At 73.7% G+C, this 12,250-nt stretch carries 11 protein-coding genes; 5 read left to right on the top strand and 6 right to left on the bottom strand.

Annotated features, from left to right (window positions below):
• Window positions 1-24: 24 nt before the first annotated feature.
• Complete coding sequence (locus RH94_RS32410) at window positions 25-432, bottom strand: DnaJ family domain-containing protein (RefSeq protein ID WP_073951901.1); 408 nt, start codon at window positions 430-432, stop codon at window positions 25-27.
• A gap of 139 nt (window positions 433-571) precedes the next feature.
• Between RH94_RS32410 and RH94_RS32405 the strand changes: the two genes are divergently transcribed.
• Window positions 572-964: an FHA domain-containing protein gene (locus RH94_RS32405; protein WP_073951900.1), complete on the top strand. Its 393-nt coding sequence runs from the start codon at window positions 572-574 to the stop codon at window positions 962-964.
• 15 nt (window positions 965-979) lie between these two features.
• Here the strand turns inward: RH94_RS32405 and RH94_RS32400 are convergent, their stop codons facing one another.
• Both RH94_RS32400 and proP read right to left on the bottom strand, forming a co-directional pair.
• Window positions 980-1,651 (bottom strand): O-methyltransferase, encoded by a 672-nt coding sequence (locus RH94_RS32400; RefSeq protein WP_073951899.1) that lies wholly within the window; start codon window positions 1,649-1,651, stop codon window positions 980-982.
• A 20-nt stretch (window positions 1,652-1,671) separates the two neighbouring features.
• The gene (gene proP / locus RH94_RS32395) at window positions 1,672-3,093 is read right to left on the bottom strand and encodes a glycine betaine/L-proline transporter ProP (protein ID WP_234426185.1); all 1,422 of its coding nucleotides are present in this window, start codon (window positions 3,091-3,093) and stop codon (window positions 1,672-1,674) included.
• A 505-nt stretch (window positions 3,094-3,598) separates the two neighbouring features.
• On the opposite strand from proP, the gene RH94_RS32390 reads away from it, so the two are divergent.
• The 4 genes from RH94_RS32390 to RH94_RS32375 all read left to right on the top strand — a co-directional run bounded on the left by RH94_RS32390 (window position 3,599) and on the right by RH94_RS32375 (window position 9,540).
• The gene (locus tag RH94_RS32390; RefSeq protein WP_073951898.1) at window positions 3,599-5,614 is read left to right on the top strand and encodes a glycoside hydrolase family 5 protein; all 2,016 of its coding nucleotides are present in this window, start codon (window positions 3,599-3,601) and stop codon (window positions 5,612-5,614) included.
• Between the two features lie 153 nt (window positions 5,615-5,767).
• The gene (locus RH94_RS32385; protein ID WP_073951897.1) at window positions 5,768-6,823 is read left to right on the top strand and encodes an iron ABC transporter substrate-binding protein; all 1,056 of its coding nucleotides are present in this window, start codon (window positions 5,768-5,770) and stop codon (window positions 6,821-6,823) included.
• Window positions 6,824-6,925: 102 nt separating this feature from the next.
• Window positions 6,926-8,473: an ABC transporter permease gene (locus RH94_RS32380; protein ID WP_073952008.1), complete on the top strand. Its 1,548-nt coding sequence runs from the start codon at window positions 6,926-6,928 to the stop codon at window positions 8,471-8,473.
• A 23-nt stretch (window positions 8,474-8,496) separates the two neighbouring features.
• Window positions 8,497-9,540, top strand: coding sequence for an ABC transporter ATP-binding protein (locus RH94_RS32375; RefSeq protein ID WP_073952007.1), 1,044 nt, complete (start codon window positions 8,497-8,499; stop codon window positions 9,538-9,540).
• Window positions 9,541-9,597: 57 nt separating this feature from the next.
• Here the strand turns inward: RH94_RS32375 and RH94_RS32370 are convergent, their stop codons facing one another.
• From RH94_RS32370 to RH94_RS32360, 3 genes are all read right to left on the bottom strand, one after another.
• Complete coding sequence (locus RH94_RS32370) at window positions 9,598-10,131, bottom strand: PH domain-containing protein (RefSeq protein ID WP_073951896.1); 534 nt, start codon at window positions 10,129-10,131, stop codon at window positions 9,598-9,600.
• 60 nt (window positions 10,132-10,191) lie between these two features.
• Complete coding sequence (locus RH94_RS32365) at window positions 10,192-11,046, bottom strand: ECF transporter S component (RefSeq protein ID WP_073951895.1); 855 nt, start codon at window positions 11,044-11,046, stop codon at window positions 10,192-10,194.
• A partial coding sequence (locus RH94_RS32360) for an ATP-binding cassette domain-containing protein (RefSeq protein ID WP_234426183.1) occupies window positions 11,043-12,250 on the bottom strand: 1,208 nt, incomplete at its 5' end. The genes RH94_RS32365 and RH94_RS32360, both read right to left, overlap by 4 nt.

The following is a 12,250-nucleotide window of genomic DNA, read 5'->3' as shown; positions in this document are numbered from 1 at the left end:
CCCGTCTCTGATCCCCCGGACCGCCTACTCGGCCGCCGCCCGCCGCCGCTCGCGCCACTCGCGGACGACCTCCTCGACGTCGTACCGCTTCAGGCCCAGCGGAGGGCCGGGCGGCGGCTTGAGCATCATGTCGAGGATCTTGGCGTTGATGTCCGCGACGATGGTGCGGACGACCCGTTCCGCCGGGGCCGCGAGGGCCGCCGCGAGCGCGTCCTCGGCCTCCTTGCGCAACGCGAGCGTCGGCGGCAGGGCGGTCAGACCCTCGCGGGCCATCTTCCTCTTGACCCACCACAGTTCCTCGTACGACATGTCGTCCGGCAGCGGCTTGCCCGCCCCCGGCAGCCGGTCGAACTCGCCGCGCCCCTGCGCGTCGCGGATCTGCTTGTCGACCCAGGACCCGAACGGAACGCCGGGTGGCTTTCGCTCGGTCATGAGCTCATTGTGCCGGACGTGCCCCGGCCGGGCGATTTATCATGCCGCCGCGGTGCACCGACCCGGAGCTCCGCGCATGGCATGGGCGCGTACGGGCACGAGGCAGTGGCTCGCGCGCCCCGAACCACGAGGAGCGCACGTGCTCGAACTCACCATGGCCGCCGTCTCCGGGACGGACGAGGGCGCCACGGCCGGGATGCTCATGGCCGACGCCCCCAGCGACCCCGGCGCGGTGCTGCGGGTGGGCCGGGACCGGGCCGTGTGCCGCCTGGTGACGCCCGACGACTGGCTGTTCGTCTCCCGGGTCCACCTGGAGTTCGCGTGCGGACCCGACGGCACCTGGCAGGTCACCTGGCTGCGCGGCTCCCAGCCGGACCCGTCCTCCGAGGTCCGCCTCGCCGTCGGCGAGTACACCCAGCCCCTCGCCTACGGCGGGACCGTCCCGCTGCCCCGGGGAGGCTCCGGGGAGGTCGTCGTCCAGGACCGTACGAGCCCGCGCAGCATCAACGTCGGCTTCTACCAGGAGACGTGAGGGCCCCCGCGGGTCCTACGCCACCACCCGCACCAGCGCGAAGCCGTCGTAGCCCTTGCTGCCCACGGTCTGGATCGCGGTGCCCTCCAGCCTCGGGTGCTCGGCGACGAGTTCGAGCGCGGCCCGGGTGCCGCGCACGCTCGGGTCGGTGCTGGAGGCGTCGGCGACGCCGCCGCCGCGTACGACGTTGTCCAGGACGATCAGGCTGCCGGTGCGGGTCAGGCGCAGGGCCCACTCCACGTAGTGCGGGTTGTTGACCTTGTCGGCGTCGATGAAGACCAGGTCGAAGGGGGGCGGGTTCTCGTCGGCGAGGCCGGGCAGCGACTCCAGCGCCGGGCCCACCCGCACCTCGGCGACCCGGTCCAGCCCGGCCCGCGCGATGTTGCGGCGGGCCACGTCGGCGTGGTGGGCGTCGTACTCCAGCGAGACCAGCATGCCGTCGGCGGGCAGCGCGCGGGCCAGCCAGATGGTGCTGTAGCCGCCGAGCGTGCCGATCTCCAGGATGGCGCGGGCGCCCTGGAGCCGGGCGAGGAGCTGCAGCAGCTTGCCCTGGTTCGGCGTGACGTTGATGTGCGGCAGGCCCTCCGCGTCGCTGTCGCGCAGTGCGGCCCGCAGGGGTTCGTCCTCAGGGGAGAGCAAGCCGGTGAAGTAGGCGTCCACGTCGTCCCAGAGCTGCGAGTCGCTCATGCACCAAGCCTTTCGTATACCTAGTTAGGTCTGCTAACTAGCCGTGCCGGTGAATATAGCCGGGCGCAAGGAGTGCTGCCAGGGTATTTCAGGCGCTCGCGGGCGGCCATCCGCCGCCACGCCGACTCCGCCATGAACCAGACCGCCGCGCCGCCGATCAGCGCCGCCGCCATCATGTAGTACGCGGGCATCATCAGGTTGCCGGTCGCGCCGATCAGCGCCGTGACCACCAGCGGGGTCGTACCGCCGAACAGCGACACGGAGACGTTGAAGCCGATCGACAGCGAGCCGTAGCGCACCCGGGTCGGGAACAGCGCCGGCAGCGCGGACGGCATGGCGGCCGTGAAGCAGACCAGCAGCAGACCCAGCGCGGCCATGCCCAGGCCCACCGCCGCCAGGCTGCCCTGGCGGATCAGCAGCAGCGCCGGGACCGACAGGAACAGGAAGCCCGCGCAGCCGGCCGCGATCACCGGACGGCGCCCGACGCGGTCGGACAGCGCGCCCGCGAACGGCTGGGCGACCATCATCAGGACCATCACGCAGAGCACGACGAGCAGGCCGTGCGTCTCGTCGTACTTGAGCACACTGGTCAGATAGCTCGGCATGTACGACAGCAGCATGTAGTCGGTGACGTTGAAGACCAGCACCAGGCCCACGCACAGCAGCAGCGCCTTCCACTGGCCCGTGATCATCTCGCGCAGCGGCACCTTCGGACGGCTCGACTCCGCCTTGCGGGCCTCCGCCGCGAACGCCGGGGTCTCCTCCAGGCGCGTCCGCAGGTAGAGGCCGATGATGCCCATCGGGCCCGCGATCAGGAACGGGATCCGCCAGCCCCAGGCGGTCAGCTGGTCGGAGGACAGCAGGGCCGTCATCAGGGTGACCAGGCCCGCGCCGCCGACGTAACCGGCCAGCGTGCCGAACTCCAGCCAGCTGCCGAGGAAGCCGCGCCGCTTGTCGGGGGCGTACTCGGCGATGAAGGTGGACGCGCCCGCGTACTCACCGCCGGTGGAGAAGCCCTGCACCAGCCGGGCCGCCAGCAGCAGCAGCGGCGCGCCGACGCCGATCGTGGCGTACGACGGGATCAGGCCGATCGCGAAGGTGCCCACGGCCATCATGATCATGGTGAAGGCCAGCACCTTCTGGCGGCCGACGCGGTCGCCGAGCGGGCCGAAGACCAGGCCGCCGAGCGGGCGCACCAGGAAGGCCGCGGCGAAGGCGCCGAACGTGGAGAGCAGCTGTGTCGTCGGGTTGCCGGAGGGGAAGAAGACCTTGCCCAGGGTCACCGCGATGTAGCTGTAGACGCCGAAGTCGAACCACTCCATCGCGTTGCCCAGCGCGGCCGCCCTCACGGCACGCCTGACGAGCGCTGGATCGGTGACGGTGGCGTCGGGGCTCTTGGTGAGGGACACGTGCCGGGGGGCGGTGACTGCGGGGGCCGACAAGGCTCGCTCGCCTACCTTTCGACGGGGACAGGGGCATGACCCACGCGTCGGCGCTGGCGGGCGGGCCGGAAACGACCCACGCACAGCAGGCCGAAAATCGACCATAGGACTGCTTGGTCCCCTTACGTACCGTACGCGACTCTGTGCATACTGCATCCAAATGCCCGTTGTGCAGGCACGCAGGTCCCCCGCCGGCCGCGTTCCGCGGCTCCGCGCTGTGACTCTTCTCGCGCCCCGCGAGCGCAACCGGACCGCCCGCGCGCTGTCGTCGACCGGACGGAAAGCGGCACGGCCGTCGTGGCCACCGCCGTCCACCGGGTCCCCGACGCCGTGGGCGGCGCGCCGGTGGTGGGGCGGGCTCCGCGCCGACGTGCGCGCTGCCGGGGCCGCGGGCCCCGGCGGTGATCGAGGGAGCGCGGTCCTCCCGCCCCTCGGCCGTCCCGGCGACGAGCCTGCTTCGTGAGGTCTGGACGAACATCCCCCCGTCCACCATGCTGATGCGTCCATGACAGCCACGTCATTCGGGACGGTCACCGTGCGCGGAGCCTTCGTCAGGGCCACACTGGCCGCCGTACTCCTGCTGGCGCCCCTGGCATCCCTGGCGCCCGCCCCCGCGTCCGCCGCGGCGCGGAAGCCCGGCGCCGAGGCCGCCGCACCGTCCGGAACCGCCGCACCGTCCGGAACCGCCGCACCGTCCGGAACCACCGTGCCGTCCGGAACCGCCGCGGACTGGACGCCGCCGCTCAGCACGCGGGGCCGCTGGATCGTCGACGCGCACGGGAACCGCTTCAGACTGCGGTCGGGCAACTGGCACGGGGCCAGCGGCACCTGGAACGGGTCGGGCAGTGCCGAGGAGGACGCCAACCACCACGCGGGGGAGAACTCCGGCCGGATCCCGCTGGGCCTGGACCGGGCGCCCATGGCCGAGATCATCGCCGGGTTCGGGGAGATCGGCATCAACAGCGTCCGGCTGCCCTTCTCCAACGAGATGATCCACGACAGCCGCCCCGTCACCGACCGCGCCGTCGCCGCCAACCCCTCCCTGCGCGGAAGGACACCCCTGCAGGTGTACGACGCGGTGGTGCGCGAACTCACCGCCGCCGGCCTCGCGGTGATCCTCAACAACCACACCAACACGACCCGCTGGTGCTGCGGAGTCGACGGCAACGAACGCTGGAACGCGAGCCGGTCCACCGGGGCCTGGGAGGACGACTGGCTCTTCATGGCCCGCCGCTACAAGGACAACCCGCGGGTCGTCGGCGCCGACCTCTACAACGAGGTGCGCCGCAGCGTCTGGGACGACCCCAACTGGGGCCTGGGGGACCAGCACGACTGGTTCGCCGCCTCGCAGCGCCTCGGCGACCGCATCCTGACGGAGGCCGACCCCGACCTCCTGATCGTCGTCGAGGGCATCAACTGGACGGGCATCCCGGTCGACGGCTTCGCGCACGGACGCCCCACCCTGGAACCCGTACGCCGCCTCTCGCACACGCTCGTCGACTCCGGCAAGCTCGTGTACTCGGCCCACTTCTACGACTACACCGGACCGAACCACAGCGGTGCCACCGGACTGGGCGAGACCAGCGACCCGCGCTACCGCGACCTGACGCCCACCGAACTGGTCGACGTACTGAACCGCCAGGCGTTCTTCGTGACCGCCGAGCAGGGACAGCACTTCACCGCTCCCGTCTGGATCAGCGAGTTCGGCGTCGGAGGCCGTGAGGAGACCGGCGCCGCGCCGCGCGCCTGGTTCGAGAACTTCGTCGACCACCTGATCCGCACCGACGCCGACTTCGCGTACTGGCCGCTCGTCGGCTGGCACGAGGACCGCAAGGGCAACGGCTGGGCCCTGCTGCACTGGGACGCGGGCGGCCACCGCATGGGCCTCTACGACGGGGACGACTGGCGGGCCGCCGCCTGGACCCGGCTCGTCCGGGCCACGGGCCGCACCGGCCACGTCGACCCCGTGGCGCGCTGGTCGATGCTCAGCCCCGACCACGGCGACTTCGTCGCCTCCCGGCGGATGCGGGCCCTGCCCGACTGGAACCCCGGTGCCCGCAAGGCCGTCTGCCCCGACGGACAGCGCCTCCTCGGCCTCGCCCACACCGGCAACCGCGGCCTGTGCACGGACGTGTCCACCGGGCCCCTGACGGACCCGGCCGGCACCCACGAGGTGGTCACCGACGAGCGCCATGTCGCACCGGGCCGGGACTGGGCCTCCGGATACACCAAATTCCAGTGCGCCGACGGCCGGTTCCTCACCGGCTACAGCGTCCGCGGCTCCGCCGTCTCCGCCGCCCTGTGCGCCGCGGCCCCGGCCGGGACGCTCGGCACGGGCGGCCGGACCGTCTGGTTCGACCGGAGCGACAACAGGGGCCCGGACCCCCGGGGCGGCGACTTCGCGCACGGCCACTACAAGGGCCAGTGCGCGGACGACGAGTACGCGGCCGGAATCGCCTGGACCGGTCGGCTGGGCTCCGCCAGGACCCCGGACGCCCTGTACTGCCGAAAACTGGGATGAACCGCCGGCCACCCCGAGTCGATTTGACGATTAGGTAAGGTTTACCTTATTCATAACATGGTCGAAAACAAGCCATCGCAGTGCTTCGCCGCCCGCTTTCCACCCACCTGACCAGCGGCACACGAGCAGGCCGTGGCAGGAAGGCACCACACGATGCGACGCCTCCCGGTGCGCCGGATCACCGCGCTGGCCGCGGCCGGTCTGCTGCTCCCCGCCCTCGCCGCCTGCGGCTCCGACGACAGCGGCGCCGGAGCCGAGAACGCCGAGGACAAGGACTCCACCCTCGTCATCTACTCCGGCCGCAACGAGAAGCTCGTCAAGCCGCTCCTGGGCGAGCTGGAGAAGGCGGTCGGCACCAAGGTCGAGGTGCGCTACGGCGACAGCGCGGAACTCGCCGCCCAGATCCTGGAGGAGGGCCGCCGCACCAAGGCGGGGCTGTTCTTCTCCCAGGACGCCGGCGCGCTCGGCGCCCTGTCCAAGGAGGGCGTGCTGCGGAAGCTGCCGCCGGCCACCCTCGACAAGGTCGACAAGGCGTACCGCGGCTCCGACGGCGACTGGGTCGGCCTTTCGGGACGCGTCCGCGTCCTCGCGTACAACCCGGACAAGGTCCGCGAGGACAAGCTCCCCGACAGCGTCCTCGACGTCGTGAAGCCGGAGTGGAAGGACAAGGTCGGGTTCGCGCCCACCAACGCCTCCTTCCAGGCCTTCGTCACCGGAATGCGGGTCCTGGAGGGCGACGACGCCACCCGCACCTGGCTCAAGGGCCTGAAGGCGAACGGGGCCAAGGCCTACGCCAACAACCTCGCCGTCCTGGACGCCGTCGAGTCCGGCGAGGCCTCCCTCGGCCTGGTCAACCACTACTACTGGTACGAGCGGGTCGCCGAGAAGGGCGAGGACAAGGTCGCCGCCCAGCTGCACTTCCTGCCCGGCAAGGACCCCGGCGCGCTGATCAACGTCGCCGGCGCGGGCATCCTCGAGGACACCGGGCAGGGCGAGGCCGCCCAGAAGGCCCTGGACTTCCTGCTGTCGAAGAGGGCACAGACCTATTTCGCGGACGAGACGAAGGAGTACCCGCTGGCCGCGGGTGTCACCAGCTCGGTGAAGGACCTGCCGCCGTTCGCGTCGCTCGAGTCCCCCGACATCGACCTCGGCAGGCTGGAGTCCCTGCAGCAGACGCTGACCATGCTCCAGGAACAGGGTCTGGTCTGACCCGCCGTGCACACCTCGCCGTCCGCCACCGAACGCGCGGAGGGCCCGGGCCGGAACAGTCCGGCCCGGACCCCCCGTTCGGCCCGCTCCCCCCGCCCGCCCCTGCCCGGAAGGGCGCGTACGCCGGGAAGCGGGCGTACGGCCGGCCGGAGGCCGCCCCTGGTGCTGCTCGTACCCGCCTGCGCCGCGGCCCTCCTCGCCCTGCTGCCCCTCGGCTACCTCGCCGTCCGCGCCCTGGAAAGGGGCCCCGCCCACGCCTGGGACATCGTCTCCGACGAACGCACCCGGGACCTCCTCGCCCGCAGCCTCGGCCTGACCGCCGTGGTCGTGGCGGCCTCCCTGCTGCTGGGGGTCTCGCTGGCCTGGCTGACCGTGCGCACCGCACTGCCCGGGGCCCGCGCCTGGGCGGTCCTGGCCACCCTGCCGCTCGCCGTGCCCAGCTACGTCACGGCGTTCGCCTGGCTGTCGGCCGCGCCGGGACTCGCCGGGTTCGGCGGGGCCGCGCTCGCGATGACACTGGTGAGCTTCCCGTACGTCCTGCTGCCGGTCACCGCCGCGCTGCGGGGCCTCGACCCGGCACAGGAGGAGGCCGCGCGCTCCCTGGGCCACGGGCCGCTGCGGACGTTCGTCCGCGTCACCCTGCCCCAACTGCGCCCGGCGGCCGGCGGCGGTGCCCTGCTCGTCGCGCTGTACACGCTCTCCGACTTCGGCGCGGTCTCGCTCATGCGGTACGACACGTTCACCCTGGCCATCCACACCTCCTACCGCGCCTCCTTCGACCGCACCCCGGCGGCCGCGCTCAGCGTGGTGCTGGTGGTGATGACGATCGCGCTGGTCGCCGCCGAGGCCCGTACGCGCGGCCGGGCCGGGCACGCCAGGACCGGAAAGGGCACCGCCCGCCCGGCGGCCCCGCTCGCCCTCGGCCGCTGGCGGCCGCCCGCCCTGCTGTGGTGCGCGGCGGTGACGGCCGTCGCCGTGGTCTTCCCCCTGGCCGTCCTCGGGTACTGGCTGGCCGTCGGCAACTCGGCCACCTGGGACCTGGGCGGGCTCGCGGAGACGGCCTGGGCCACCCTCGGCGTCGCCGCCGCGGGCGCGGGACTCACCACGCTCCTCGCCCTGCCGGTCGGGGTGATCGCCGCCCGGTACCGGGGGCGCGGCGCCCGTCTGCTGGAGCAGGCCGCGTACGCGGGGCACGCGCTGCCCGGCATCACGGTCGCCCTCGCGCTGGTCTTCTTCGCGGTCCGCTACGCCTACCCCCTTTACCAGCGGCTCCCGCTGCTCATCTGCGCGTACGCCGTGCTGTTCCTGCCCGTCGCGGTGGCCGCCACCCGCGCCGCCGTCCTCCAGGCGCCGCCCGTCCTGGACGACGTGGCCCGCTCCCTCGGGCGGCGGCCGTGGCAGGTGCTGCGCGAGATCACCGTGCCGCTCGCCGCGCCCGGGGTGGCCGCCGGGGCCGCGCTCACCTTCGTGGTCTGCATGAAGGAACTCCCCGCGACCCTCCTGCTGCGCCCCACCGGCATGGACACCCTCGCCACCCGGCTGTGGACCGAGACCGGCACGGGATCCTTCGCGGCCGCCGCCCCCTACGCCGCCGCGCTGATCCTGCTGGCCGCCGTACCCTCCTACCTGCTGGGCAGGCACCGCCGATGAACGACACGAACGACATGAGCGACATGAACGAACTGCGCGTCGAAGGGCTCACCAAGTCCTACGGAGCCGGGGAACCGGTCCTGCGCGGCCTCGGCCTCACCGTTCCGGCCGGGGCGCTGGCCGCCGTCCTGGGCCCCTCCGGCTGCGGCAAGACGACCCTGCTGCGGATCGTCGCCGGCTTCCTGCGCGCCGACACCGGCACCGTCCGGCTCGGCGACCGGCTCCTCGGCGGGCCCGGCGTCCACCTCCCGCCGGAGCGGCGCCGGATCGGCATCGTGCCCCAGGAGGGCGCCCTCTTCCCCCACCTGAGCGTGGCCCGCAACGTCGCCTTCGGACTGACCGGCGCCGACCGCGGCGAACGGCGGCGCCGCACCGGGGAACTGCTGGAACTGGTCGGCCTCGCCGGATACGGCGACCGCATGCCGCACGAGCTGTCCGGCGGCCAGCAACAGCGCGTCGCACTGGCCCGCGCACTCGCTCCCAGCCCCCGACTCGTGCTGCTGGACGAGCCGTTCAACGCCCTGGACAGTGCACTGCGAGCGGGCGTGCGGGCGGACGTGCGGGCCGCGCTGCGGGCCACGGGCGCGACGGCGCTGCTCGTCACCCACGACCAGCAGGAGGCCCTGTCCACCGCCGACCTCGTCGCCGTGGTGCGCGACGGCGAGGTCGCCCAGTGCGACACCCCGCAGAACCTCTACCGGCGCCCCGCCGATCCCTGGGTCGCCCGCTTCGTCGGCGAAGCCGTCCTGCTCCCCGGCACCGTCGACGGCGACGGCACGGCCCTGACCGCGCTGGGCCCGGTGCCCCTCACCGCCCCCTCCGACGGGCTCCGGGCCGGCACGGTCCTGCTTCGCCCCGAGCAACTCCGGCTGACCGCCCCGGACTTTGCCGGCGCGGTCCGGGGCACCGTCACCGACGTCCGCTACTACGGCCACGACGCCATGGTCACCGTGGCCGTCGAGGGCCACGACACCCCGGTCGACATCCGGATCGCGGGCCCCGTACCGGTACGCCCGGGGGAGGAGACGGGCGTCCACGTCACGGGCGAGGCGGCCCTCCACCCCTGACAGGGAACGTCTCCCCGCGGTTCAGGCAGGTCGCGCGGGGGGAGGCGCGGGCGGACGTCACCCGGTGACCGGCGGTACCGCGCTGCCCCACTGGTGGCTGCGCTGCTCGTCCTCCACCGCCGCGTAGATCAGGCCCTGCAGACCCTCCGGGTCCGGCACGTGCTTCAGTTCGAGCGTCCCGTGCTCCGACCCCGACTGGACGGTCAGCGTCCCCTCGCGCAGGATCCGCTCCCACAACGTGGCGCGGAACTCCACGTCGTTGACGCGGGCCAGCGGGATGCTGTGCCCCGTCTTCGTCAGGAAGCCCTTGCGCACGGAGACCCGCTTCGTCGTGACGATGTACACGGTGCTGCGCCATATCAGCAGCGGCCGCAGCCAGAACCACACGGAGACGATCACCGCCAGGCCCAGCACCACGTACCGGGCCACGGTGCCCCAGTCCTGGCCGGACGGAATCACCCACACCAGCGCGCCCGCCACGGCCCAGACGAGCAGTAGGACGACGAACTCGCCCACCATCTGGGTCCAGTGCTGGCGGGTCGCGTGCACCAGCTCTTCATCATCGGCCAGATGACGGCCCACGTTCACCATGGGCGGCATCCTGGCACACCGGCTCCCGCACGGGTACGGCTCCTCCCCTCCGGCCAGGCGTCACTCGACCGCCCGCCGTCGCGGCGCGGGCTCGTCGAACGTGACCGGCGTCTCGAAGGCGGCCCGGCGGGTGGCGCGGCGCAGCGCCCTGAGGACGGCGGGGCCGAGGAGCAGGGTCAGGACGACGGTGACGGCGGCCCGGCCCAGGTCCCAGCCCAGCGAGGTGGCCAGGCAGTACGCCACGAAGCGGGCCAGGTTGGCGGGGACGCCCGCGTGCGGGTCGAAGGCGATGGAGGAGGCGAGGGTGCCCATGAAGGGCCAGCCCGCGAGGTTCATGACCGTGCCGTAGGCGAAGGCGGCCAGGAAGCCGTAGAGGGCCAGCAGAACCAGCTCCGCACGGCCGCGCAGCCGGTCCGGGCCCGGCAGCAGGCCCGCGCCCATGGTGAACCACCCCATGGCCAGCATCTGGAACGGCATCCACGGCCCCACCCCGCCCGTGAGCAGCGCGGAGGCGAACATCGTCACCGAGCCCAGCACGAACCCGAAGCCCGGCCCGAGCACCCGGCCGCTCAGCACCATCAGGAAGAACATGGGCTCGATGCCGGCCGTCCCGGCCCCGATCGGGCGCAGCGCGGCGCCCGTCGCGGCGAGCACCCCGAGCATGGCGACGGCCTTCGGGCCGAGCCCGGACTCGGAGATCGTCGCGGCGACCACGGCGACGAGGAGGACGAGCAGCCCCGCGAAGAGCCAGGGCGCGTCCTGCGCGTGCGCGCTGAGCTGGGAGGCGGGCGGCGCGAGGAACGGCCAGGTGAAGGCGGCCACCCCGACGGCGCTGACCAGGGCGAGCGCGGCGAGGGAACGGGGGCCCAGGCGGACGGGCCGTGCCTGGGGAACGACGGGGTGCGCGGACTTCATGCGAGCGCCTCGCGGACCTGGGCCGCCGTGAGCCACCGCTGTGGGGCCAGGATCTTGGTGACCTGCGGGGCGAAGGACGGGGAGGACACCACCACCTCGGCCGTCGGGCCGTCGGCGATCACCTCGCCCTCGGCGAGCAGGACCACCCGGTGGGCCAGCTCCGCGGCCAGCTCCACGTCGTGCGTGGCGAGCACGATGGCGTGCCCCTCGGCGGCGAGTTCGCGCAGCAGGGCGACCAGACGGGCCTTCGCGCCGTAGTCCAGCCCGCGCGTCGGCTCGTCGAGCAGCAGCAGGGGCGGGCGGGCGGCGAGCACGACGGCGAGCGCGAGCGCCAGCCGCTGGCCCTCGGACAGGTCGCGGGGGTGGGTGTCGTCGGTGACCCCGGGCAGCAGCTCGGAGACCAGCGCCCGGCAGGTTCCGGGGGCGGCCTGCGCGTCCTGGTCGGCCGCCGCGCACTCGGCGGCGACCGTGTCGGCGTACAGCAGGTCGCGCGGCTCCTGCGGGACGAGGCCGACCCGCCGTACGAGCTCGCGCGGCGGCGTACGGTGCGGGACCGCGCCGCCCACCCGCACCGACCCGCCGGACGGCTCGACCAGCCCGACGAGCGAGCCCAGCAGCGTGGACTTCCCGGCGCCGTTGCGGCCCATGAGCGCGACGGTCTCGCCGGGGGCGACGGACAGCTCGACGCGCCGCAGCGCCTGGATGCCGCCGCGGCGCACGGCGAGGGAGCGGACCTCGGCCACGGGGGCGTCCGGCGGGGCGGCCCCGGGGGCGGTCCGCCGCCGCAGCCGCCACCGCGACGCCTGGCGGGGTACGGGAACCGGGGGCGCCGCGGCGGCCGGTGCCGCCGCCGTGGGCACGGGCCCCCGGCCGTCCAGCCGCTCCCTCAGGCCCGCGGCCCGGCGGCGGGCGTCCCGCACGGTCAGGGGCAGCGGGGACCAGCCCGCCAGCCGGCCCAGGTCCACCACCGGCGGACACACGGGGGAGACGGCCATGACGTCGGCCGGGGCGCCCAGCAGCGGGGCGGCGCCCGGAGCGGGCAGGAGGACGACCTGGTCGGCGTACTGGACGACACGTTCCAGGCGGTGCTCGGCCATCAGGACCGTCGTGCCGAGGTCGTGCACCAGCCGCTGCAGGACGGCGAGGACCTCCTCGGCCGCGGCCGGGTCCAGCGCCGAGGTCGGCTCGTCCAGGACCAGGACCT

Origin of the sequence: Streptomyces kebangsaanensis, assembly GCF_001906585.1 — a bacterium.
Classification (GTDB): domain Bacteria; phylum Actinomycetota; class Actinomycetes; order Streptomycetales; family Streptomycetaceae; genus Streptomyces; species Streptomyces kebangsaanensis.
This window is presented reverse-complemented; position numbering and strand designations above follow the sequence as displayed.

What these genes read in the sequence shown, in the direction of transcription:
- RH94_RS32410 (WP_073951901.1), bottom strand. Translation starts at nt 432, where the DNA reads ATGACCGAGCGAAAGCCACCCGGCGTTCCGTTCGGGTCCTGGGTCGAC.
- RH94_RS32400 (WP_073951899.1), bottom strand. Translation starts at nt 1,651, where the DNA reads ATGAGCGACTCGCAGCTCTGGGACGACGTGGACGCCTACTTCACCGGC.
- RH94_RS32390 (WP_073951898.1), top strand. Translation starts at nt 3,599, where the DNA reads ATGACAGCCACGTCATTCGGGACGGTCACCGTGCGCGGAGCCTTCGTC.
- RH94_RS32385 (WP_073951897.1), top strand. Translation starts at nt 5,768, where the DNA reads ATGCGACGCCTCCCGGTGCGCCGGATCACCGCGCTGGCCGCGGCCGGT.
- RH94_RS32375 (WP_073952007.1), top strand. Translation starts at nt 8,497, where the DNA reads ATGAACGAACTGCGCGTCGAAGGGCTCACCAAGTCCTACGGAGCCGGG.
- RH94_RS32370 (WP_073951896.1), bottom strand. Translation starts at nt 10,131, where the DNA reads ATGGTGAACGTGGGCCGTCATCTGGCCGATGATGAAGAGCTGGTGCAC.
- RH94_RS32365 (WP_073951895.1), bottom strand. Translation starts at nt 11,046, where the DNA reads ATGAAGTCCGCGCACCCCGTCGTTCCCCAGGCACGGCCCGTCCGCCTG.